19 protein-coding genes are annotated in these 23,439 nt (G+C 66.8%); 12 read left to right on the forward strand and 7 right to left on the reverse strand.

From position 1 onward, the window contains the following. The first annotated feature begins 23 nt into the window (after positions 1 to 23). Complete coding sequence (truB, locus tag AGI3411_RS17165) at positions 24 to 776, forward strand: tRNA pseudouridine(55) synthase TruB (protein WP_129528573.1); 753 nt, start codon at positions 24 to 26, stop codon at positions 774 to 776. Further along, positions 773 to 2,596 (forward strand): translational GTPase TypA, encoded by a 1,824-nt coding sequence (typA, locus tag AGI3411_RS17170; RefSeq protein ID WP_129528574.1) that lies wholly within the window; start codon positions 773 to 775, stop codon positions 2,594 to 2,596. Before truB ends, typA begins: the two co-directional genes overlap by 4 nt. Before the next feature lie 76 nt (positions 2,597 to 2,672). On the opposite strand, the gene AGI3411_RS17175 is transcribed toward typA, so the two are convergent. Beyond that, the gene (locus AGI3411_RS17175; protein WP_129528575.1) at positions 2,673 to 3,596 is read right to left on the reverse strand and encodes a LysR family transcriptional regulator; all 924 of its coding nucleotides are present in this window, start codon (positions 3,594 to 3,596) and stop codon (positions 2,673 to 2,675) included. A 128-nt stretch (positions 3,597 to 3,724) separates the two neighbouring features. Between AGI3411_RS17175 and AGI3411_RS17180 the strand changes: the two genes are divergently transcribed. Both AGI3411_RS17180 and AGI3411_RS17185 read left to right on the forward strand, forming a co-directional pair. Further along, positions 3,725 to 4,708, forward strand: a complete 984-nt coding sequence (locus AGI3411_RS17180; protein ID WP_129528576.1) for a Bug family tripartite tricarboxylate transporter substrate binding protein — start codon at positions 3,725 to 3,727, stop codon at positions 4,706 to 4,708. A 107-nt stretch (positions 4,709 to 4,815) separates the two neighbouring features. After that, on the forward strand, positions 4,816 to 6,243 hold the full coding sequence (locus AGI3411_RS17185) for a M20 family metallopeptidase (RefSeq protein ID WP_129528577.1): 1,428 nt from the start codon (positions 4,816 to 4,818) through the stop codon (positions 6,241 to 6,243). Positions 6,244 to 6,735: 492 nt separating this feature from the next. Here AGI3411_RS17185 and AGI3411_RS17190 read toward each other — a convergent pair whose 3' ends face one another. Next, a complete protein-coding gene (locus AGI3411_RS17190; protein WP_482752467.1) occupies positions 6,736 to 7,428 on the reverse strand; it encodes an LOG family protein in 693 nt (230 codons plus the stop codon). Between AGI3411_RS17190 and polA the strand changes: the two genes are divergently transcribed. The 3 genes from polA to AGI3411_RS17205 all read left to right on the forward strand — a co-directional run bounded on the left by polA (position 7,427) and on the right by AGI3411_RS17205 (position 11,937). Further along, positions 7,427 to 10,144 carry a DNA polymerase I gene (gene polA, locus AGI3411_RS17195; protein WP_129528578.1) on the forward strand — a complete coding sequence of 906 codons (2,718 nt, stop codon included), beginning with the start codon at positions 7,427 to 7,429 and terminating at the stop codon, positions 10,142 to 10,144. The two genes, AGI3411_RS17190 and polA, sit on opposite strands and share 2 nt — an antisense overlap. Before the next feature lie 118 nt (positions 10,145 to 10,262). Continuing rightward, positions 10,263 to 11,102 (forward strand): ZIP family metal transporter, encoded by an 840-nt coding sequence (locus AGI3411_RS17200; protein WP_129528579.1) that lies wholly within the window; start codon positions 10,263 to 10,265, stop codon positions 11,100 to 11,102. 46 nt (positions 11,103 to 11,148) lie between these two features. After that, the gene (locus AGI3411_RS17205; protein ID WP_129528580.1) at positions 11,149 to 11,937 is read left to right on the forward strand and encodes a dienelactone hydrolase family protein; all 789 of its coding nucleotides are present in this window, start codon (positions 11,149 to 11,151) and stop codon (positions 11,935 to 11,937) included. Positions 11,938 to 12,231: 294 nt separating this feature from the next. On the opposite strand, the gene AGI3411_RS17210 is transcribed toward AGI3411_RS17205, so the two are convergent. Continuing rightward, entirely contained in the window at positions 12,232 to 13,893 is a 1,662-nt protein-coding gene (locus AGI3411_RS17210) for a Na/Pi cotransporter family protein (RefSeq protein WP_129528581.1), read from the reverse strand. A 176-nt stretch (positions 13,894 to 14,069) separates the two neighbouring features. Between AGI3411_RS17210 and AGI3411_RS17215 the strand changes: the two genes are divergently transcribed. Beyond that, a complete protein-coding gene (locus AGI3411_RS17215) occupies positions 14,070 to 15,461 on the forward strand; it encodes an L-serine ammonia-lyase (RefSeq protein WP_129528582.1) in 1,392 nt (463 codons plus the stop codon). A gap of 144 nt (positions 15,462 to 15,605) precedes the next feature. Here AGI3411_RS17215 and htpX read toward each other — a convergent pair whose 3' ends face one another. After that, entirely contained in the window at positions 15,606 to 16,487 is an 882-nt protein-coding gene (gene htpX, locus AGI3411_RS17220) for a protease HtpX (RefSeq protein WP_129528583.1), read from the reverse strand. Positions 16,488 to 16,637: 150 nt separating this feature from the next. Here htpX and AGI3411_RS17225 point away from each other — a divergent pair, with 150 nt between their 5' ends. Together AGI3411_RS17225 and AGI3411_RS17230 are read left to right on the forward strand one after the other, a co-directional pair. Beyond that, complete coding sequence (locus AGI3411_RS17225) at positions 16,638 to 17,492, forward strand: DMT family transporter (RefSeq protein WP_129528584.1); 855 nt, start codon at positions 16,638 to 16,640, stop codon at positions 17,490 to 17,492. 37 nt (positions 17,493 to 17,529) lie between these two features. Then, complete coding sequence (locus tag AGI3411_RS17230; protein ID WP_129528585.1) at positions 17,530 to 18,381, forward strand: sulfurtransferase; 852 nt, start codon at positions 17,530 to 17,532, stop codon at positions 18,379 to 18,381. 80 nt (positions 18,382 to 18,461) lie between these two features. Here AGI3411_RS17230 and AGI3411_RS17235 read toward each other — a convergent pair whose 3' ends face one another. After that, positions 18,462 to 19,385 (reverse strand): LysR family transcriptional regulator, encoded by a 924-nt coding sequence (locus AGI3411_RS17235; protein ID WP_129528586.1) that lies wholly within the window; start codon positions 19,383 to 19,385, stop codon positions 18,462 to 18,464. Positions 19,386 to 19,512: 127 nt separating this feature from the next. On the opposite strand from AGI3411_RS17235, the gene AGI3411_RS17240 reads away from it, so the two are divergent. Beyond that, on the forward strand, positions 19,513 to 20,784 hold the full coding sequence (locus AGI3411_RS17240) for an MFS transporter (RefSeq protein WP_129528654.1): 1,272 nt from the start codon (positions 19,513 to 19,515) through the stop codon (positions 20,782 to 20,784). Here AGI3411_RS17240 and AGI3411_RS17245 read toward each other — a convergent pair. Both AGI3411_RS17245 and AGI3411_RS17250 read right to left on the reverse strand, forming a co-directional pair. Further along, the gene (locus AGI3411_RS17245) at positions 20,724 to 21,293 is read right to left on the reverse strand and encodes a phosphonate degradation HD-domain oxygenase (RefSeq protein WP_129528587.1); all 570 of its coding nucleotides are present in this window, start codon (positions 21,291 to 21,293) and stop codon (positions 20,724 to 20,726) included. The genes AGI3411_RS17240 and AGI3411_RS17245 overlap by 61 nt on opposite strands. A gap of 54 nt (positions 21,294 to 21,347) precedes the next feature. Then, positions 21,348 to 22,211 carry a LysR family transcriptional regulator gene (locus AGI3411_RS17250; protein WP_129528588.1) on the reverse strand — a complete coding sequence of 288 codons (864 nt, stop codon included), beginning with the start codon at positions 22,209 to 22,211 and terminating at the stop codon, positions 21,348 to 21,350. A gap of 149 nt (positions 22,212 to 22,360) precedes the next feature. Between AGI3411_RS17250 and AGI3411_RS17255 the strand changes: the two genes are divergently transcribed. After that, positions 22,361 to 23,434, forward strand: a complete 1,074-nt coding sequence (locus tag AGI3411_RS17255) for a putative 2-aminoethylphosphonate ABC transporter ATP-binding protein (RefSeq protein WP_129528589.1) — start codon at positions 22,361 to 22,363, stop codon at positions 23,432 to 23,434. Positions 23,435 to 23,439 lie beyond the last annotated feature (5 nt).

Consider the following 23,439-nt stretch of genomic DNA (forward strand, 5'->3'; position numbering starts at 1 on the left):
TGCTTCATTACCGGATTCCGACGATGGCTAAACGACGCGGGCTTGCGCTCGACGGTGTGCTGTTGCTCGACAAACCTGTAGGTTTGTCGAGCAACCACGCGCTGCAGCGCGCCAAACGTGCCATGGACGCGGCGAAAGCCGGCCATACCGGCACCCTGGATCCCTTCGCCACCGGCCTGCTGGTGTGCTGTATGGGCAAGGCAACGAAAATTTCCGGCGCGATGCTGAACGCCGACAAGGCATATCGCGCTACGCTGCAATTTGGGTCGGAAACCGACTCTGGCGACCTGACCGGCAACGTGGTGTCCACGGCCGAGCCGGGCTTCGCGGTGGACGAGCAGGCCCTGCGCGAAGCGCTGTCACGTTTCTCGGGCACGATTGAGCAGATTCCGCCGATGTATTCGGCGCTCAAGCGCGACGGCAAGCCCTTGTACGAGTACGCGCGCGCCGGCATCGAGCTGGAACGGCCGCCGCGCCAGATCACGATTTACCGCATCGAACTGCTGTCCCTGAACGGGACCGAAGCCGAGATCGATGTGGCATGCAGTAAAGGCACATACATCCGGACACTGGCCCAGGACATCGGGCGCGTGCTGGGCTGTTACGCCCACCTGACGGCGCTGCGGCGCACGCACGTCGGGCCATTTTCCCTGGAACGCGCCGTTGCGCTGGAAGCCTTGCAGGCCATGCCAGACCCGAAGCAGGCATTGCTTGCACTGAACGAATTGCCGGAGGGCTTGCTGCCCTCCACCCTGACCTTAAAGGACTCGCTATGACTCGCGCCTTGCGCAACGTCGCCATCATCGCCCACGTGGACCACGGTAAAACCACCCTGGTCGACCAGCTGCTGCGCCAATCCGGCACCTTCCGCGAAAACCAGGCGCTGACCGAACGGGTCATGGACTCGAACGATCTGGAAAAAGAACGCGGCATTACGATTTTGGCCAAGAACTGTGCCGTCGAATACGAAGGCACGCACATCAACATCATCGACACCCCGGGACACGCGGACTTTGGCGGCGAAGTCGAGCGCGTGCTGTCCATGGTCGACGGCGTGCTGCTGCTGGTGGACGCGGTCGAAGGCCCCATGCCCCAGACTATCTTCGTGACCCGCAAGGCGCTGGCCCTCGGCCTGAAGCCCATCGTCGTGGTCAACAAGGTGGACCGCCCCGGCGCCCGCACCGATTTCGTCATCAACGCTACGTTCGACCTGTTCGACAAGCTGGGCGCCACCGATGAACAGCTGGACTTCCCGGTGGTGTACGCCTCGGGCCTGTCGGGCTACGCCGGCTTGAACCCCGACGTGCGCGAAGGCGATATGCGCCCCCTGTTCGAAGCGATCCTCGAACACGTGCCGCAGCGCGACGACGATCCCAACGGTCCGCTGCAGATGCAGATCATCTCGCTGGACTACAACAGCTACGTCGGCAAGATCGGCGTGGGCCGCGTCAACCGTGGCCGCATGCGCCCCGGCATGGAAGTGGCCTACAAGTTCGGTCCCGACGGCCAGGGCGGCCGCGGCCGTATCAACCAGGTGCTGAAGTTCCACGGCCTGGAGCGCGTGGTGGTGGATGAAGCCGAAGCCGGCGACATCGTGCTGGTCAACGGTATCGAAGAACTGGGCATCGGCTGCACCGTGATGGATCCGGTGACGCAGGAAGCGCTGCCGATGCTGCGCATCGACGAGCCCACCCTGACCATGAACTTCATGGTGAACACGTCGCCGCTGGCCGGCCGCGAAGGCAAGTTCGTGACCAGCCGCCAGCTGCGCGACCGCCTGGACCGCGAGCTGAAGTCCAACGTGGCGCTGCGCGTGCGCGACACGGGCGACGACACGGTGTTCGAAGTGTCGGGCCGTGGCGAACTGCACCTGACCATCCTGCTGGAAACGATGCGCCGCGAAGGCTACGAGCTGGCCGTGTCGCGGCCGCGCGTGGTGTTCAAGGACATCGACGGCGTGAAGTGCGAGCCGTTCGAATCGCTGACCATCGACGTGGAAGACGCCCACCAGGGCGGCGTGATGGAAGAGCTGGGCCGCCGCAAGGGCGACCTGCAGGATATGCAGCCGGACGGCCGCGGCCGTACCCGCCTGGAATACCTGATCCCGGCCCGCGGCCTGATCGGCTTCCAGAACGAATTCCTGACGTTGACGCGCGGCACCGGCCTGATGAGCCACATCTTCCACGAATATGCGCCCATCAAGGAAGGTTCGATCGGCGAGCGCCGCAACGGCGTGCTGATCAGCCAGGATCATGGCGATGCCGTGGCCTACGCCCTGTGGAAGCTGCAGGATCGCGGCCGCATGTTCGTCAGCCCGGGCGACGCGCTGTACGAAGGCATGATCATCGGCATCCACAGCCGTGACAACGACCTGGTCGTGAACCCCATCAAGGGCAAGCAGCTGACCAACGTGCGCGCCTCGGGCACCGACGAAGCCGTGCGCCTGGTTCCGCCGATCCAGATGTCGCTGGAATATGCGGTGGAATTCATCGACGACGACGAACTGGTGGAAATCACCCCCAAGTCGATCCGCCTGCGCAAGCGCTACCTGCTCGAAAACGAGCGCAAGCGCGCCGCGCGCGAAGCCGCCGTCTAAGCACGGCGGGGGGGCTTTGCCCCCTTGATCGCAGGAACAAGGCCGCATCCCTACGGGGGTGCGGTTTTTTTTCGCCCTAGCGGCTTAGCCACTCCAGGAAGTCGCGGCCGGGTCCCCGCTCGGGAACGACCGCGCCTATCGGCTGGAACGCGCCCGGAGAGGCAATCCGCAAGCGTTGGAAGTGCCCGTGCTGCAGGTACCAGTTGGCCAGGGTCTGCGGCACCATCGCCAAGGCCTGCTGGGCCTGCATGACCGCGATGAGCAGCGGCATGGGCGGGGCGGCGCTGGCCAGCCTGCACAGGCGGGGAACGATGCCCGCGCGCTCGAAGAAGGCCTTGAAGACCGCGTGGATGGCCAGTTCCGGCCGAGGCTCGATCCAGAGCTGGCTGGCGATCTGAGCCGGCGTGGGCGCGCTGTCCGGCGCCAGCAGCGGATGGCCCGCCGCCGCCACGATCACGGCTTCGTCCTGTTGCAGCGGCGCGAATTCCAGCCCCGTCGGCACCGCGTCGGGCAGCCGGCACAGCAGCATGTCCAGGTTGCCGTTGGCGGCCTGCGGCAACAGCTGCTCGCGGCTGCCCTCCACGATTTCCACCTGCAGCCCGGGGTGCGCCGTCATGTAGGCCGGCAGGCGTTCGGCCAGCAGGCCGCCGCTGGCGGCCGGAATGGCCCCCAGCCGCAGGTAGCCGGTGGCGCCCTGGCGCAGGGCGGTGACGGAGTCGGTGGAGGCGCGCAGGGTCGTCAGCATGCCCCGGGCGCATTCCGCCATGAGCTGGCCGCTGCGCGTGGGCCGCATGCCGCGCGCATGGCGTTCGAACAGGCGCACGCCCAACAGGTCTTCGATATCGGCCAGGGCGTGCGTGGCGGCGGGCTGGCTCATGCCGATGTGGCTGGCCGCCTGCTGGATGCTGCCGAGGTCGGCAATGCCCGCCAGCAACTGCAGGTGGCGCAAGCGGCCCTTGGCAAGCAGGCGGGCCAGGAGCGTGGCGGGGGCAATGTCCATGAAGGTCGATCCAAGGTATTCAAATTTTGAATATACGAGGCCATAAATGTATTTGAAATAAGGATATGCCCTGGCCACAATGCGGCAATTCCTGTCATTGCTTCCTTCTCCCAAGGAGTGGTTCGTTCATGAAGTACCGCCTGCTGCATGCCCTTGTTTGCGCCGTGATGCTCGGCGCGTCTTCCCTGGCGGCCGCCCAGGGCGGATATCCGTCCCAGCCCGTGCGCCTTATCGTGCCGTTCGCCCCGGGCGGATCCACGGACGTGCTGGCGCGCGCGGTGGCCGACGGCCTGCGCAAGGAGCTGGGCCAGAGCGTGGTGGTGGAAAACCGCGCGGGCGCGGGCGGCCTGATCGGCACCGAGGCTGTGGCGCGGGCCGACGCGGACGGCTACACGCTGGGCATGGCGACCGTCAGCACCATGGCCGTCAACCCGCTGCTGTACGGCACCAAACGGGTCGACCCCGAGACGCAATTGAAGCCGGTGGCATCGGTGGCGACCGTGCCCGTCGTGTGGATGGTGAACCCGGCGTTCCCGGCGCAGGATTTCGCGCAGTTCGTGGCCGAACTGCGGACCCATCCCGGTAAGTATTCCTTCGGCTCGCCGGGCGTGGGTTCGCTGGGGCACCTGAACCTGGCGGCCATGAACGCCGACCTGAAGGTGGACGTGCTGCACGTGCCCTACCGCGGCATGGGGCCGGCGCTGACCGCGGCGGTGGGCGGGGAGGTGCAGGTGCAGCAGGACCAGTACGCGTCGGCGCAATCGCTGATCAAGGCCGGCAAGCTGCGCGCGATCGCGGTGTCCGCGCCCGGACGGCTGGCCGGCATGCCGGCGCTGCCCACCTTGGCGGAACTGGGTTATCCGCAGTTGAACGCGCTGGGCCAGACCTGGTTTGGACTGGTCGCGCCCGCCGGGACGCCCGATGCCGTGGTGCAGCGCTTGAACCAGGCCGTGGATCGTGCGCTGGCCGACCCGGCGCTGGTGCAGCGCCTGGCAACCCTGGGCGCGCAACCTGACGTGGGCTCGCCGCAGGCGTTCGCCGAGCGCATCGCGCAGACGCTGGCCGCCAACCGGAAAATCATTGAAACTGCCGGAATCAAGCTCGACGAGTAAGCGGCGTTTTCCGCCGGGCCGCCCCGAGGGGCCCGGCGCCTTGCGGCGCGGCGCGGGTGCTTGCCTGCGGCGAGCCGGCTCACACGACCCCAGCCACTGGAGAAACCATGGGTGCCATCGACAAACTTGCGCCGTTCATCGACGCGCGCAGCGAGCGTTACGCGGAACTGAGCGACCGCATCTGGAGCCTGGCGGAATTGCGCTACGACGAGCACAAGTCCGCCGAGCTGCATATCGCGATGCTGGAGGAGGCGGGTTTCTGCGTCACGCGGGATGCCGCCGGCATTCCTACGGCGTTCGTGGCCGAAGCCGGCAACGGCGGCCCCGTGATCGGCATCCTGGGCGAGTACGACGCGCTGTCCGGGCTGAGCCAGGAAAGCGGCGCGTACGCTTGCCTGCCTTCGCCGGAAACGCCGAGCGGCAACGGCCACGGCTGCGGCCACCACCTGCTGGGCACGGCCGCGCATTTCGCGGCGGTGGCGGTGAAGGAGTTCCTGGAGGCCAACGGGCTCCCGGGCACCATCCGCTTCTATGGCTGTCCGGCGGAAGAGGGCGGTTCCGGCAAGACGTTCATGGCGCGGGCGGGCCTGTTCGACGACCTGGACGCGGCGCTGACCTGGCATCCCGCCTCGCACACGGGGATTTTCCACCAGTCTTCGCTGGCCAACATCCAGGCCTATTTCCGTTTCCGCGGCATTGCCGCGCATGCGGCGAACTCGCCGCACCTGGGCCGCAGCGCGCTCGACGCGGTCGAACTGATGAACGTGGGCGTGAACTACCTGCGCGAGCACATGGTGCCGGATGCGCGGGTGCACTACGCCGTGACCAACAGCGGCGGCATTTCTCCTAATGTGGTGCAGGCTCGCGCGGAAGTGCTGTATCTGGTGCGCGCGCCCATCAATTCCCAGGCGGCCGAGCTGTACGAGCGCGTGCAGAATGTGGCGCGCGGCGCGGCGCTGATGACGGGCTGCGAACTCGAAATCGTCTTCGACAAGGCCTGCTCGAACTACATCCCGAACGGCGTGCTCAACGAGGTCATGTACGCCAACATGCAGGCCTTGCAGGGCCCCGCCTACTCGGATGGCGAGCAGCAGGCCGCGCGCCGTATGTGGGACGTGATTTCCGGGGACGACATCGACAATGCCGGCAAGAATCTGGGCGCGGTGCTGCGCAACCCCACGCCGCTATTCCAGGGCGTGGCGCCTTACGAGCCGGGCAAGACCGAGATCACCTACGGATCTACCGACGTCGGCGACGTGAGCTGGGTTACGCCCACGGCGCAGTGCTGGGGCGCATGCTATGCCTACGGCACGCCTTTCCATTCCTGGCAGATGGTGGCGCAGGGCAAGATGTCCATGGCGCACAAGGGCATGGTGCATGCGGCCAAGATCATCGCGGCGACCGCCGCCGATCTGTACTCCCGCCCGCAGGAACTGGCACGCGCTAAGGCCGAGCTGATGGAAACCCGGCGCGGGCGGCCGTATGTCTGTCCGATTCCGGCGGACGTGCTGCCGTCGTTCATGCGGAAGGGGTAGGAGAAAGGGGGGGCATAGCACCGAAACCGGTGTCAGACACCCGGGGGCACCGGCGTTAAGCTGGGCGACCCTCGCGTAAGGGTGTCAGACACTGAGGCCTTGTATTGCGTGTCAGGCACCGAGGCCTTGCATGGCGTGTCAGGCACTAAGTCGGGTGTCTCGCACTGCGCCATGCTCTGGATCGTACAAGTGTCTGACACCCTTACGAGACGACCGCCCAAGCTGAAACCGATGCTCCCGGGTGTCTGACACTGAGCAACCACGACCGTGTTGCGGACAGCGCCCCCCGCGTAAGCCCCAACAGGCCGCCGGCGTGGCTGGCGGACCATGAACCGAAGGTGGTGTCAGATACCCGGGAGCGCTAGCCTCAGCTTGAACGAGCGCCTCGTAAGCGTGTCGAGCACGCTCATGCGCAGACACTTCGCTGCGCAGGCACCGCACTCGTTCATGTGAGCGTGACGCGGCCATCCCGGGGGATGGCCGTTGTCCGGTTCAGGCCGGCAGGGACGGCGCGTATTGCGCGTCCGAGTTGACCTTCGCGTGGAATTCCACCACCTTGCGCACCACTTTGATCGGATCGTCTTCGATGATGAAAAGATCCAGGTCGTGCGCGCCGATCATGCCGTTGGCCAGCACCTGGCCGCCCAGCCATTCGACCAGGCCATACCAGTATTCGCTGCCAACCAGTACGATGGGGGCCGGCGGGACCTTGCCCGTCTGGATGAGCGTCAACGCTTCGAAGAGTTCGTCCAGGGTGCCGAAACCGCCCGGCATCGCCACATAGGCGAAGCTGTGCATGAAGAAGGTTGCCTTGCGCGAGAAAAAGTACTCGAAAGAAAGGCTTATGGTCTGGTATTCGTTGTTGTGGGCTTCGTGCGGCAGGCTGATGTTCAGGCCGATGCTGGTGCCGCCTGCTTCGAATGCGCCTTTGTTGGCTGCCTCCATGATGCCGGGACCACCGCCGGCGATCACCGCAAATCCGGCCTCGGCCAGGGCGGCCGAGATCGCGACGGTGGTCTCATAGTGGGGGGAATTGCGACTGACTCGTGCACTGCCGAAGACACTGACCGCAGGCCCGATGTTCGCGAGCTTGTCTGCCGCCGTCCGTATCTCTGACATAATCAGCGGAATTTGTTTGTTGGCGGGTGTTTCCGCGGCTATTGCCATATCTGCCTTTGTAACCATGAAAAAAACCTTATTACTGGTCGACGGTTCAAGTTACTTGTACCGCGCTTTCCACGCTATGCCTGATTTGCGCAACGCGCAAGGCGAACCCACGGGTGCGCTCTACGGCGTGGTCAATATGCTGCGCAAGCTTGTATCTGATCATAAGGCAGAGTATGCCGCATGCATCTTCGACGCTCGCGGCAAGACGTTCCGGGACGATATCTACCCGGAATACAAGTCGCATCGCCCCCCCATGCCGGAAGACCTGGCGGCGCAGATCGAGCCCATCCACCGCGCGGTGCGCGCGCTGGGCTGGCCGGTGCTGGCCATCGAGGGGGTCGAGGCCGACGACGTGATCGGCACCCTGGCCCAGCGGGCCGCCGAGCACGACGTGCACACCATCGTGTCCACGGGCGACAAAGACCTGGCGCAGCTGGTCAACAGCCACGTCACCCTGGTCAACACCATGAGCGGCGAAGTGCTGGACGAGGCCGGCGTGGTGAACAAGTTCGGCGTGCCGCCCGACCGCATCGTCGACTACCTGATGCTGGTGGGCGATACGGTCGACAACGTCCCGGGCGTGACCAAGGTGGGCCCGAAGACGGCCGCCAAATGGATTACGGAATTCGGCTCCATCGATAAGCTGGTCGAAGGCGCGGACGGGATCAAGGGCGTGGCGGGCAGCAACCTGCGCGACGCCATTCCGAAGTTCCCGCTCACGCGCCAGTTGCTGACCGTGAAGTGCGACTGCGACCTGGCGGGCCACGTCGACAGCGTCGACGACCTGGCGCCGCGCCCGCGCGACAACGCGGCGCTGACCGACATCTACGAACGCTATGGCTTTCGCACCTGGCTGCGCGAGCTGACCGGCGACGTCGAGCGCGTGCCCGCGGGCGACGCCCGCATCACCCACGACGCGCCGGCCGCGCCCACGGAACTGGACTACCAGATCCTTTCGGATTGGGCGGGCTTCGACGCCTGGATGGAGAAGCTGGAAGGCGCGTCCCTGGTCGCGCTGGACACCGAGACCACCTCGCTCGATGAAATGCAGGCCCGCCTGGTGGGCATGTCGCTGGCGGTGGCGCCCGGCGTGGCGTGTTACATCCCGGTCGCTCACCGCGGCCCGGACGGCGCTACCCAATTGCCCAAGGACGAGGTGCTGGCGCGCCTGAAGCCCTGGCTGGAGGACGCATCGCGCGCCAAGCTGCTGCATCACGCGAAATACGATACGCACGTTTTCGCCAATGAAGGCATCCGGCTGTCGGGGGTGACCGAAGACACCATGCTCCAGGCCTACGTGCTGGAGTCGCACCGCGGCGTGGGCCTGAACGACCTGGCCCAGCGCTACCTGGGCCGCAGCGGCGTGTCCTACGAGGACCTGTGCGGCAAGGGCGCCAAGCAGATCGGCTTCGACGAAGTGGCGGTCGACAAGGCCGGCCACTATGCCGCCGAGGATGCCGATTTCACGCTGCAACTGCATCAGGTGCTGCGCCCGGTGGTGGCGGCCGACGAAGGGCTGAACCGCATCTACCTTCTGGAGATGCAAGTGTCGGCCGTACTGACCACGATCGAACGCAACGGCGTCAAGGTGGACGCCGCCGAGCTTGGGCGCCAGAGCCACAAGCTGGGCCAGGAAATGCTCCAGCTCGAACAAAAGGCCTATGAACTGGCGGGCCAGCCTTTCAACCTGAATTCTCCCAAGCAGCTGGGCGAAATCCTGTTCGGCCGTATGCAACTGCCGGTGGTGCGCAAGACCGCCGGCGGCGCGCCGTCCACCGACGAGGAGGTGCTGAGCAAGCTGGCGCAAGACTATCCGCTGCCGCAGGTCCTGCTGGAATACCGCGGCCTGGCCAAGCTGAAGTCCACCTACACGGACAAGCTGCCGCGCATGATCAATCCGGACACGGGGCGGGTGCACACGCATTATTCGCAGGCCGCCGTGATCACGGGCCGCCTGGCGTCGTCCGATCCCAACCTGCAGAACATCCCGGTGCGCACCGAGGCGGGCCGGCGCGTGCGCGAGGCCTTTGTGGCCGAACAGGGCATGCTGCTGTCGGCCGACTATTCGCAGATCGAACTGCGCATCATGGCGCACGTCTCCGATGACGCCAACCTGCAGCGCGCCTTCGCCGCGGGCGAGGACATCCACCGCGCCACGGCCTCGGAGGTATTCGGCGTGCCGCTGGCCGACGTGTCCACGGAGCAGCGCCGCGCGGCCAAGGCGATCAACTTCGGCCTGATCTACGGCATGGGGGTGTTCGGCCTGGCGTCCAACCTGGGCATCACGCGCGATGCCGCGCAGGCCTACATCGACCGCTACTTCGCCCGCTATCCCGGCGTGGCGATGTACATGGACGATACCCGCCGGCGCGCGCGCGAGCAGGGCTACGTGGAAACCGTTTTCGGCCGCCGCCTGCAGCTGCCGGAGATCCGTGGCGGTTCCGGCCCGCGCCGCCAGGCGGCCGAGCGGGCGGCCATCAACGCGCCCATGCAGGGTACGGCGGCCGACCTGATCAAGATGGCCATGGTTGCGGTGCAGAACTGGCTGGAGGCCGAAAACCTGCAGACGCGCATGATCATGCAGGTGCACGACGAACTGGTGCTGGAAGCGCCGGACGCCGAGCTGGAGCTGGTCAAGCGCACGCTGCCCAGCCTGATGTGCGACGTGGCGGCTCTGCGCGTGCCGCTTGTCGCCGAGGTGGGCGTGGGCAAGAACTGGGAGCAGGCCCACTAGGGCAGGCCGCTGTTGCGCCCGCGTAACCGATGGGCCGCCCCGGTGGGCGGCCCATTTCCGCTTTTGGGATTGCAACAATATAATGTTGCGCTTCCCTGCCTATAAATACGTCCCCCAAATGTTGCTGCTCTGGGTTCTGCTCGCCACCATCACCGGCGGGCTCATCGCGGTACTTGTCGCCAGCTGGCTGGCCTACAAGGTGTTCGCGCAGTACCTGCACCACATGGTGAGCCTGTCGGTGGGGGTGCTGCTGTCGGTGGCCCTGCTGCATCTCCTGCCTGAAGCCTTCGAGGCGGGCGTGGCCGACGCTCACGTGCTCTTCGGGCTGATGCTGGCGTCCTTGATCGGCTTTTTCGTGCTGGAGAAGATCGCGCTGCTCCGGCACAGCCACCACCACGAAGGCGATGGCCATCACCACCACACGGGGCATGACCGCCACGAGGCGGGCCGGGGCGGCGTCCTGATCCTGATCGGCAGTTCGCTGCACAATCTGTGCGACGGCGTTCTGGTGGCGGCGGCTTTCCTGACCGATCCGCTGCTGGGCGTGCTGACCGCCGCGTCTATCATCATCCATGAAGTGCCGCACAAGCTCGGCGATTTCGTCGTGCTGATCAACGCCGGCCTGCAGCGCAAGCGCGCATTCGCCCTGATCTTGTTCACCAGCTTGTGTTCAGCCTTGGGCGGCATAATAGGGTACTTCGTGCTGCAGCAGGCGCAGGGTTGGGTACCCTATATTCTGGTGGTTGCGGCAAGCAGCTTCCTCTATATCTCGGTGGCCGACCTGATGCCGCAGATGCACGAACGGGTATCCCTTTCCGATGCCGTCCCGCAATTGCTGCTGGTCGGGGTGGGCGTGGTGCTGATCTACAGCGTAACGACGCTCATGCACCACGGGCATGACCATGGCGCCGAAGCCGGCCATGGCGCGCCGCAGGCGGAGCACGTCCACCGGCACTAGGGCGACCCGATATCCCGGTTTTGTCGACCCAACACAGGAGTTCTCCATGAGTTTTTCCGCCGCAGCCGGCAATGTCGCGCCCACCGTTATCCATACGGACACCCAGGGACTCGCCCACGGGGATTTCAAGCTGCCCGTGGCCGACGGCACGATCGACGCCTACTACGCCGCGCCCGAAGGCAAGCGCGACCTGCCCATCGTGTTGGTCGTGCAGGAGATCTTCGGCGTGCACGAGCACATCAAGGACCTGTGCCGCCGGGTCGCCAAGGCCGGCTACCTGGCCGTGTCGGCGAACCTGTACGAACGGCAGGGCGATGCCTCGGCCTATACCGACATTCCCAAGCTCATCTCGGAACTGGTCAGCAAGGTGCCGGACGAACAGGTGTACGCCGACCTGGATGCCAGCGTGGCCTGGGCCGCCGGACAGGGCGGCGATCCCAAGCGGGTGGCGGTGACGGGTTTCTGCTGGGGCGGACGCCTGACCTGGATGTACGCGGCGCACAATCCGGACGTGAAGGCGGCCGTGGCCTGGTACGGCAAGCTCAGCGTGGGCCACGGCCCGCTGATCAAGCGCGTGGCTTTCGACGTGGTGAACGAGCTGCACGCGCCGGTCCTGGGACTGTACGGCGCCAAGGACGCCAGCATTCCGCTGGCCGATGTCGAATCCATGAAAACCAGGCTGGCCGCCGGCAACGACAACGCCAAGCGCTCGGAGTTCGTGGTGTACCCCGAAGCCGACCACGCCTTCCTGGCAGATTACCGGCCCAGCTACAAGGCCGAGGCGGCAAAGGACGGCTGGCAGCGCATGCTGGACTGGTTCAAGCGCTATCTGTAGTGCACGTGTCTCGTGGGGTGTCTGACACCCGGGAACACCGCTCCCAGCCTGGACGAGCATCTCGTACGGGTGTCAGACACTACTCTCGGCTCGCAGCGTGAGGGCCCGCGCCGCCGCCAGGCCGCCCTAAGGCGGCGCAGCCCCCTTGGGGGCAGCAAGCACGCCTAGCGTGCGCGGCATGGGGGGCGCATCCACGCCTCCGCAAGAATGGCCGGCCCGCCGCCGGGCCGCCCCAAGGCGGGCCAGCCCCCTTTGGGGGCAGCAAGCGCGCGCAGCGTGCGCGGCGTGGGGGTCTCAATTCCCCGCTTCGCGCAGGCGGCTGGGAAGCAGCTCTCCGTGACGGGCCAGCAAGGGATACGCCGCGGCGCCTACCAGGTGGGAGTTGATGCCCTTCATGTCGCGCAGGATATCCAGATAGAGGGCGCCGACTTCGGCGGCGTCGACTTCGCCGGCCTTGATCTTCTGCAGGTGCGTGTCCGCTGCGGTGGTCTCGATCGTGCGGAAGCGCGCCTTTTCGCCCGCCAGCGAACGGGCCTGGCGCAGGTCGTCGTTGACGAACAGGGCGGCGGCCGTGCGCTGATTGGCGATCAGTTGGCCCAGTGTTTCGTCCAGGCTCGCGCGCTGTTCCGGCGAGAAGGTCCAACCCTGCTTGCGCAGCTTGGCGACGTGGCTGAGCAGGCCGTGGTGGGCGAGGTCGCCCGCATGGCCGACGTTGCTGATGAAGGCCAGGATGTCGTCCAGGCGCTGCAGGTCTTCGCGCGTCATGTTCTCTTGGTCCAGCGTGGCCAGGTAGGTCGTGATCGCGTTCTCCAGCTTGTCCAGGGCGGTGTCCAGCTGGCGCGCCTGCACCATGCGGTGGCGGTTGTCGCGCTTGAAGCCTGCGCGCGCGTAAAGCAGCAGGGTTTGCAGCATGTCGGCCATGCGCAGGCCTTCCCGCGCGGCGTTGCCCAGGGCCACGGCGGGCACGTCATGGGCCCATTCGTCCAGGTATTGGGGGCGGGACGGATCGTTCGGGTCGGCGCGCTTGGGCAGCCAGCGCGTGAGCAGGGCGGCGTAGGGCGTCAGGATCGGCAGGAACACGAGCGCGATGACGGCGTTGAACAGCGTGTGGAAGTTGGCCACGGCGCGGGCAGGGTCGTTCGCCAGGTCGCTCATCAGCGGCTGCAGGTAGGGCAGCAGGATCAGGCCGGCCAGCACGCCGATCACGCGGGTGAGCAGGTTGCCCAGCGGCAGGCGGCGCGCGGCGGGATCGTCGCCGGTCACGCCCTCGATCATGGGATTGATGGCGGTGCCCAGATTGGCGCCCAGCACCAGCGCGAACGCGACGTGCGGCGCCACCATGTGATGGGTGGCCAGCGACATCACCAGCACGACCACGGCCACGCTGGAGTGCGCCGCCCAGGTGAAGGCGGCCGACAGCAGCACGGCGGCCACCGGCTGCGTGGACAGCGCGTCCAGGATCATGCCCAGCATGGGCGCGGTCTGGAACGGCTGGAACAGTTCCACCAGCTGGTGCAAGGACAGCAGCAGGAGCCCCAGGCCGATGAAGACGCGGCCCAGGTCGCGCGTGCGCCCCGGCGGATAGCGGCGGAACATCCAGACGCCCGCCAGGATCAGGATCGGGGCGAGCGAGGTCAGGTCGAACGACAGCAGTTGGACGATGAGTGTGGTGCCCACGTTGGCGCCCAGCATGGCGGCCAGGGCCGGCACCAGGCTCACGACGCCGCCGGCCGCGAAGCCGGTGATCATCAGCCCCGTGGCGGTGCTGCTCTGCAGCGCAGCGGTGATGCCCAGCCCGGCGGCGAAGGCCCGCAGCCGCGTGCCAAGGGCCCTGCCCAGCGCCGCGCCCAGCGCGGCCCCGAAGGCGCGCTGCACGCCCGTTTGGACCATGTGCACGCCCCAAAGGAGGAGGGCGACGTAGCCCGCAAAGTCAAGCAGCGTGATCAGTCCGGACATCCTGGGGTGTTTCCATTCATTTATGACAAGAAATATTTCTGTAATGATCGCATGCGCGGCCAAGGCTGGGGAACCTGTCCCCGCAATACAGCATACGCCCGCCGGGGCTTTGCTGCGCGCGGCATGGGCAGCGCGTATCATTGCCTGACCATTCGTCAGATGTACTGGAGTTTTGCGTGGCGGTTTCCGTATTCGACCTGTTCAAGATTGGCATAGGCCCGTCTAGCTCCCATACGGTGGGGCCCATGCGGGCGGCCCTGTTGTTCGCCCAGGGCCTGGAGCGCGACGGCCTTATGCCGCGCGTGGCTACCGTGCGCGCCGAGCTTTACGGGTCGCTGGGCGCGACGGGCAAGGGTCACGGTACCGACAAGGGCGTGTTGCTGGGACTGATGGGCGAGGCGCCCGACACCGTGGATCCCGCCGCCATTGCCGGCATGATCGCGTCGGTGCGGGCCAGCCGCCAACTGCCCCTGCTCGGGCGCTACCCCGTCCCGTTCGTGGAAAAGGAACATATGATGTTCTACCGCCGTGAGGCCATGGCGGAGCATCCTAACGGCATGAAGTTTCACGCGTTCGACGCCGAGGGCGAGACGCTGCGCGAGTCCCGCTACCTGTCGGTGGGCGGCGGCTTCGTCGTGACGGCGGGCGCATCGAACAGCCAGGTCATCGCCGCGCATGACCAATTGCCCTATCCGTTCCGGATGGGCCGCGAATTGCTGTCCATGTGCCGCGACAGCGGGCTGTCGGTCGCCCAGCTCATGATGAAGAACGAGCTGACCTGGCGCGACGAGGCCGAGGTGCACGCCGGCCTGGACCGCATCTGGCAGGTTATGCAGGACTGCGTATCGCGCGGCTGCGGCATCAATTACCCGGAAGCTGACGGCGAACTGCCCGGCCCCCTGCGCGTGCGCCGCCGCGCGCCCGAACTCTACCGCAACCTGACGCAGCGCGCCGAGCGCACGCTGTCCGATCCCCTGTCGGTCATGGACTGGGTGAACCTGTACGCGATGGCGGTCAACGAGGAAAACGCGGCCGGCGGCCGGGTAGTCACGGCGCCGACCAACGGCGCGGCCGGCATTATCCCGGCCGTGCTGCACTATTACGACCGCTTCGTGCCCGGCTCCAACCGCGACGGCGTGCGGGATTTCCTGCTGACGGCGGCGGCGGTGGGGCTGCTGTACAAGTACAACGCTTCGCTTTCGGGCGCCGAGGTCGGCTGCCAGGGAGAAGTGGGGGTGGCGTGTTCGATGGCGGCGGGCGGCCTGGCCGCGGCCCTGGGGGGCACGGTGGAACAGGTCGAGAACGCCGCCGAGATCGGCATGGAGCACAACCTGGGCCTGACCTGCGATCCCGTGGGCGGCCTGGTGCAGATTCCCTGTATCGAGCGCAACGCCATGGCGTCCATCAAGGCCGTGAACGCGGCCCGCATGGCGCTGCGCGGCGACGGCCAGCACTACGTGTCCCTGGATTCCGTCATCAAGACCATGCGCGAGACCGGGGCCGACATGAAGACCAAGTATAAGGAAACCGCGCGCGGCGGCCTGGCGGTGAATATCGTCGAGTGCTGAGGGTGTGTTGCCCCCACGCCGCGCGCTTTGCGCGCTTGCTGCCCCCAAAGGGGCTGCGCCGCCTTAGGGCGGCCTGGCGGCGGCGCGGCTATTTTTGCGGAGGGCGTCGGGGCAATCGGCCGCCCCCCCTTGCTACGTGCTTGTTCAGATCACGCGGGCATTCTGCAGGGCGGCGATGCGGGCCGGGATCGGCGGGTGCGACGCGAACATGGCGGCCAGGCCGCCCTTGCCGGTGATGCCCGAGGCCTCGAAGGACTTGGGCAGTTCGCCGGGTTCCAGGCCGCCCAGGCGGGCCAGCGCGCGGATCATGGGTTCACGGGCGCCCATCAGGTGGGCCGAACCGGCGTCGGCGCGGTATTCGCGCTGGCGCGAGAACCAGGCCACGATGATCGAGGCCAGGACGCCGAAGATGATTTCACAGACCAGCACCGTGATGTAGTAGCCTGCGCCCACGCCGCGCTCGTTCTTGAACACCGCGCGGTCGATGAAGTAGCCGACCACCCGCGCCAGGAACACGACGAAGGTGTTCACCACGCCCTGGATCAGGGTCAGCGTGACCATATCGCCATTGGCGATGTGCGCCACTTCGTGGGCGAGCACGGCAGCGACTTCCTCTTCGCTCATGCTTTCCAGCAGGCCCGTCGACACGGCGACCAGCGAGTCGTTTTTGAACGCGCCCGTGGCGAAGGCATTGGGGGCGCCGTCGTAGATGGCGACTTCGGGGCGGCCGATGCCGGCGCGGTCGGCGAGCTGGTGCACGGTGTCGAGCAGCCAGGCCTCGCGCTGGTTGCGGGGCGAGTTCGGATCCAGCACCTGCGCGCCGGTGCTCCATTTGGCCATGGGCTTGCTGATCAGCAGCGAGATGAAGGACCCGGTGAAGCCGACCACCAGCGAGAAGATCAACAGGGCGTTGAGGTTCAGGCCGTTGGCGGTGATGTAGCGGTCTACGCCCAGGATGCGCAGCGTGGCCGACAGCACGAGCATGACGGCCAGGTTGGTGATGACGAAAAGGATGACGCGTTTCATGTTTTTTTGTTCCTCTGCGAGCGGGAATTGCCGAAGTTCGACATGGCGGCGGCCCGCCAGTTCCCCGAGCCGGCGGCACCGCTCCGGTGACGGAGAGTATAGTATCGCTTTCCCTTATTCCTCCTCACTTTCCCTTAGCGCAGATCCCCCATGCAGGCTCTCTGGATGTTATTGGCGTCCGCCATGTTCGCCATTATGGGATCGTTCGTGAAGCTCGGTACCGAGCATGGCGCGTCGTTGCCCCAAGTGGTGCTCTTCCGCGGCTTGCCGTCGGTCATCCTGCTGCTGATCTGGGCCCGCGCCGGCCGCCAGTCCATCATTCCGACCAGCTGGAAGCTGCATCTGTGGCGCAACCTGTCGGGCGTTACCTCGATGTGGCTGGGCTTTTTCGCCATTTCCCATCTGCCCCTGGCCACGGCCACCAGCCTGAATTACACGGCGCCGCTCTTTATCGCCTGCTGGATGCTGGGCTGGGGCGGCGCGCAGCGCGATCCCGTGCGCATCGTGGCCGTGGCACTGGGTTTCCTGGGCGTGATCGCCGTGCTGCGGCCCAGCATCAACGAAGACCAATGGCTGGCCGCCCTGCTGGGCATGGGGGCGGGCGCCATGTCGGCCATCGCGATGATGCAGATCCGCCAGCTGGGCCGCATCGGCGAACCCGAATGGCGCACCGTGCTGTTTTTCTCCGTGGCCGTGTGCGTGTCCAGTTTCGCCGGGCTGGCCTTTGAAGGCTGGGGCCATGCCGACTGGACGGGCTATCTTTCGCTGATCGGCGTGGGCGTGGCGGGCCTGTTCGGCCAGTTGGCCATGACCCGCGCGTTCGGCATGGGCTCCGCGCTGCTGACCGCGGCCCTGCAATACAGCACCATTATTTTCGCGGCCCTGCTCGGCATGGGCTTGTGGGGCGATCATCTCGACACCCTGGCGTGGGCAGGCATGGGCCTGATCATTTCCGCGGGTCTGCTGTCGGTGTGGCGCACCATGCGCGATCCCAAGTCGGCCTGAGCCGCGGCCGCCGCTATTCCCCACAGGAGCACACCGAATGACGATGACACTGATTTCCGCCGCCGATCTGGCCGAGCGTCTCGGCGCGCCTGGCGTCCGAGTTTTCGATGTGCGCCACGACCTGACCAACCACGCGGCGGGCCGTCAGGCATACGAGGCCGGACACATTGCTGGCGCCCGCTACCTGGACCACGAAACCGAGCTGGCCGCGGCGCGCACGGGCACGAACGGCCGCCACCCGCTGCCTTCCCGCGAGGCGTTCGGCGCGCTGATGGCCGCCCACGGCGTGACGCCCGATACCCTGGTTGTGGCCTACGACGCCAGCGGCGGCATGTATGCCGCCCATTTGTGGTGGATGCTGCGCTGGCTGGGGCACGAGCAGGCGGCGGTGCTGGATGGCGGCTGGCAGGCCTGGACCGCCGCCGGGCTGCCGGCCTCGGCCATACCGGCTGCAGCCGTGCCCGCGGGAAATCCGGTCGAGCCGGGGCCCTCGCTGGCCGGTTCGGTGGACGCCCAGGCGGTGCTGGACAACATTGCCCGTCCGGCATTTACCGTGATCGACGCGCGTGCGGCCAACCGGTACCGTGGCGAGGTCGAGCCCATGGATCCCGTCGCCGGGCATATCCCGGGCGCGCTGAACCGCCCCAATGGCGAAAACCTCCAGGCCGACGGCCGTTTCAAGCCGGCCGAGCAGCTGCGCGCCGAATTTTCCAGCCTGCTGGACGGCCGCGACCCCGCATCCATCGTGCATCAGTGCGGCTCGGGCATTACGGCCTGCCATAATCTCCTGTCCATGGAGATCGCCGGCTTGTCCGGTTCGCGCCTGTACCCCGGTTCCTGGAGCGAGTGGTGCAGCGATCCGTCCCGCCCGGTCGCCAAGGGCGCGTAGGTTCGGGAAGCCAGGGCGCAACGCCCTGGCGCGGCGGCAGCGGCCTTGCATGCCGGGGCCGCTCCGAAGCGCGTCGCCCGTTAGCGGCCGGATCGGCGCCCAGGCTTGGGCGCCTTGGCGTCCGCGAATACCCTCGAGCACAGAAAATCGACCAGCGCCCGCACTTTCGGTGAGGCGTGCTTGCTGGCGGGCCAGAGCACATGGAAGACGTTGGTGCGCTCGGCTTGCCCCGCCAGGACCTGGACCAGGCGGCCATCCGCCAAGGGTTCGCGGATGGCGAAGTCCGGCAGGCAGGCGATTCCCAGCCCTTGCAGCGCGAAGCAGGTGCGCGTTTCGATGTTGTTGCAGATCATCGAAACGGGCAGTTGCAGTTCAGGCTCGCCGGCCGCTTGTCGCAGCGCCCAGCCTTCGAGCTTGCCGCTGCTGGGAAAGCGGTAGTGCAGGCAGCTGTGATGCAGCAGGTCGGCCGGCGCCTTGGGCGTGCCCCGGCTCGCCAGGTAGCCGGGCGAGGCGACCAGCAGGATCCGGAAGGTGCCCAGGCGGCGGGCCGACAGCCGGGAGTCGGCCGGCTCGCCCGTGCGCACCACGGCGTCGAACCCTTCCTCGATGACATCGACCATCCGGTCGGTGAAGTCCAGATCGAGTTCGATTTCGGGATATTCGCGCATGAATTCGCCGAGCACCGGCAGCACCAGCCCGCTGACCAGCGGCAGACTGACGCGCAAGCGCCCGCGCGGCGCGGCGGCCGCGTGCGACAGCTCCAGTTCGGCCGCTTCGATCTCGGCCAGGATGCGGCGGCTGCGGTCCAGGAACAGCGAGCCCTCGGCCGTTAGCGTGACGCTGCGCGTGCTGCGGTGGAATAGGCGCACGCCCAGCTTTTCTTCCAGCCGCGCGACGCTCTTGCCGATGGCGGATGCCGACACGCCGAGCAGGCGGCCGGCGGCGACGAAGCTGCGCGTTTCGGCAACCTGCACAAACACGACAAAACCATTCAGGCTGTCCATTCCTGCCCTCTATTGCGGACATTAAAGTCCGTATAAGAAGGAAATGTAGCCTACTTTTTCTTTAATCATGGGGCTTTTATCGTCTGGGCACCTCAGATTCAACAAGGTGCCAACCATGACAGATTCCATGCATTCCCCGCGGCCGGGCACACCTCCCGCGCATGTTCCGGCCGCTGCCGACCGCGACCGCGACCGCCTGCCGCTGGCCTCCTTGCTGGCGCTGGCCATGGCGGCCTTCATCACGATCCTGACCGAGGCGCTGCCGGCCGGGCTGCTGCCGCAGATGGCGCAGGGCCTGGGCGTATCGGAGGCCAGCATCGGCCAGACCGTCACGATCTACGCGATCGGTTCGCTGGTGGCCGCGATCCCGCTGGTCGCCGCCACCCGCAGTATCCGGCGGCGCGCGCTGCTGCTGGCGGCGATCGCGGGGTTTGTGCTGGCCAACACGGTGACGGCGCTGTCATCCGGTTATGCGCTGATCCTGGCCGCGCGCTTTCTGGCGGGCGTGTCGGCGGGGCTGTTGTGGGCACTGCTGGCAGGCTACGCCGCACGCATGGTGCCCGCGCATCTGCAGGGCCGCGCGATTTCGGTGGCGATGGTGGGCACCCCGCTGGCGCTGTCGCTGGGCGTTCCGGCAGGGACCTTTCTGGGCGCGCTGCTGGGCTGGCGCACGGGTTTCGGCATCATGAGCGGGCTGGCGTTGATCCTGATGGCCTGGGTGCGCCTGCGGGTGCCGGACTACGCGGGGCAGGCCAAGGGCCGGCAACTGCCGTTGCGGCGCGTCTTCCTGCTGCCCGGCGTGCGTCCGGTGCTGTTCGCGGTGCTGGCTTTCGTGCTGGCGCACAACATTCTCTACATCTACGTCGCGCCGTTCCTGGCTTCAGTGGGTATGGGCGGACGCACGGATCTGGTGTTGCTGGTGTTCGGCCTGAGCTCCCTGCTCGGCATCTGGGGAGCAGGGGCGCTGATCGACCGCCATCTGCGGGCGCTGACCCTGGCCAGCATCGCCCTGTTCGGCCTGGCCGTGCTGGCGCTGGGCATCGCGGGCCGGATGCCGGCCATGGTCTATCTGGCCATCGGCATCTGGGGCGTGGCATTCGGCGGTTCGCCGACGCTGTTCCAGACCGCGCTGGCCAAGACGGCCGGCGATGCCGCGGATGTGGCGCAATCCATGCTGGTCACCGCCTGGAATACGGCCATTGCCGCGGGCGGCGTCGCCGGAGGCCTGCTGCTCGAACGCCTGGGCGTGGCTGCATTCACGCCGGTCCTGCTGGCCTTGCTGGCGGCGACGCTGGCGGTCGTCTGGGCCGCCAGGAATCACGGTTTTCCCGCCAGCGCCTACCAGACGGCGGCCAGCTTGACCCGTCCCGAGACGCTCTCGGCGATTTCCAGGAAGTGATCCAGGGACGGCGTCGCCAGCCCGGGCACCTTGGCCATGTCGTCCCAGCGCCTCAGCCGTATCGCATCCGGCGCGCCCGGCATGCTCGCGAAATCCACCGCCTGGCCCGCATCGAAACTCCCCCCCTGCAGCGCCAGGCTGCGCTTCGAATCCTCCGATAGCGACGCTTCATATTGCGGTTCCACATAGCAGAGGTAGCGCTTGGCCTCCACGTGCAGCCGGATCGGATCCAGCACCGCCGGGCTGAACAGTCCGCGCAGGAAGGGCAGCACGAAGTATTGGTGCTTGTCGTCGATGCCGCGCAGGGTCGGCGTGCCCGGCCGGTCCGCGATGAGGTGGCCCAGGTCGTGCAGCAGGCACGCCGTGATCAGGTGCGGGCTGGCGCCGTTACGTTCGGCGAGCGCCGCCGTCTGCAACGCGTGCCGCAGGTGGCTGACGGACTCGCCATGATAGGAGCGGTGCCCGCGCTCCAGGAAAATCTGTTCGATATCTTGCAGGGTCAAGGCCATGGTTGTCTCCAGAGTGGCCGCAAAGGGGAGGTGGCGTGCCGGGGCTGCTCGCGGTCAGCCCGCGGCCGGCGCCATCTCCAGAAAGCGCGCGATCAGCTGCACCGGTTGGCGCTCGCGCAGGCAGTACAGGTATTCGTGCATCACGATGTCGGCGCCCTGGATGTCCAGGGCCGCCAGGTCGGGGTGCGAGGGGATTTCGCGCGAGGGGATCAGGCTGATCCCCAGGCCGCACAGGATGGCTTGCCGGATCGATTCGCGGCTGCCGATCTCCAGCGTGCGGCGCACGGCCACGCCGGCCGACTGCAGGGCGTCTTCCGTCAGCTGGCGCGTCATGGAGCCGGGTTCGCGCAGGAGCAGGGCGTGCTCGGCCAGGTCGGCCAGGCGGACCTGGCCGCGGCGGGCCAGCGGGTGGTCGCGGTGTGTCACCACGCGGATGGGGTCGGCGGCGATCCTCCGCCGGTACAGATGCTTGTCATCCATTAGAAAGGATGAGGTGGCAATCTCGATGCGGTAATCGTGCAGGGCCTGCAGCATGCTCTGCGAATTGCCGATCGCGAGGGTCAGGTCGATGCCCGGATAGCGCTGGTTATAGCTGCGCACCGTATCCATGATGTAGTAGGGGCCGGTGGCGCCGATGCGCAGATTGCCCTCGCGCAGGTCGCTGGCGTCGCGCAGGCGGAAGTCGATCTCGGTTTCCTGCTGGACCAGCTTCTCCACCATGGGCATCAGGCTGTGGCCCGCGTCCGACAGCCGCATGCCGCGTCCCTGCCGGTGGAACAGTTCGACGCCATAGCGCGATTCCAGCTGGCGCAGTTGCCCCGTCACGGTGGGCTGGCTGACACCCAACTGGGCGGCGGCCTTGGTGACGGTGCCGCAGCGGGCCACGGCATAGAAGGATTTGAGTTCGGCGACAAGCACGGTGTTCGAGGGGCGGTAAATGGACGCAATGCGCAAGACCGCCAGTACACCAAAATAATTTGATGTTTTTATTACTGCATTTGCGCGAAGTGTCATAAACACTCAATACGCGCCTTTCATACTGCCTGCGTTCCCAAACCGGAGGCCCCATGGCCGAACGCGACAACGCATTTCTCTCCGTCAGGCATCTCGTGAAGCGCTTCGGCAGCCATACCGCGCTGTCGGACGTCTCGCTGGACATCCGCGCCGGAGAGTTGGTCTGCCTGCTGGGCCCCTCGGGCTGCGGCAAGACCACCTTGCTGCGCGCCATCGCCGGCCTGGAGCGCCAGGATAGCGGCACTATCGTGCTGTCGGGCCGCGACATTTCCCATGCCGAGCCGCAAGCGCGTGACTACGGCATCCTGTTCCAGTCCTACGCCTTGTTCCCCAATCTGACCGTGGCCCAGAACGTGGCCTACGGTCTGAGCGGCAAGCGCGCCCATCGCAACCACGTCGCCAACCGTGTCGAGGAAATGCTGACGCTGGTGGGGCTCGCGGGCGCGGCAGGAAAGTACCCGGGACAGATCTCCGGCGGGCAGCAGCAGCGCGTGGCCCTGGCGCGCGCGCTGGCGCCTTCACCGTCCCTGCTGCTGCTGGACGAGCCCATGTCCGCCCTGGATGCCCGGGTGCGCGAACACCTGCGCATCGAATTGCGCGCCCTGCAAAAGCGGCTGTCCATCACCACGCTGATGGTGACGCATGACCAGGAAGAGGCCATGGTGATGGCCGACCGCATCGCCGTCATGAACGGCGGCGTCATCGAACAGTACGGCACCCCCAGGGATCTCTACCGCCAGCCAGGCTCGGCCTTCATCGCCGATTTCGTGGGCGAGGCGAACTGGCTGCCATTCGAGCGCGTGGACGCCCACCGCGCCCGGGTCGGCCGGCAGGAACTGGCCGTGGACGAGGCGCTGGACGCCCGCAGCGGCCGGCTCTTCGTGCGGCCGGAAGCCGTGCGCGTCAGCACGTCGCGCCTGGAGCAGCCCAACGCCATGCTCGCCGATGTGCTGGACGGTGTGTTCCTGGGCCGGGGCTATCGCCTGGCCTTGCGCCTGGAGGGCGTGCCCGGCGCTACCGTGCATTCCATCGTGTCCCCTGAAATCGGAGATGCCCTGCTGGGCCCTCACGCTGCCAGCCGCTGCTGGGTGGAGCTGCCGCGCCATGCGATACGCGCCTACGCTTGATCCCG

Source organism: Achromobacter agilis (assembly GCF_900496965.1).
Classification (GTDB): Bacteria; Pseudomonadota; Gammaproteobacteria; order Burkholderiales; family Burkholderiaceae_B; genus Achromobacter; species Achromobacter agilis.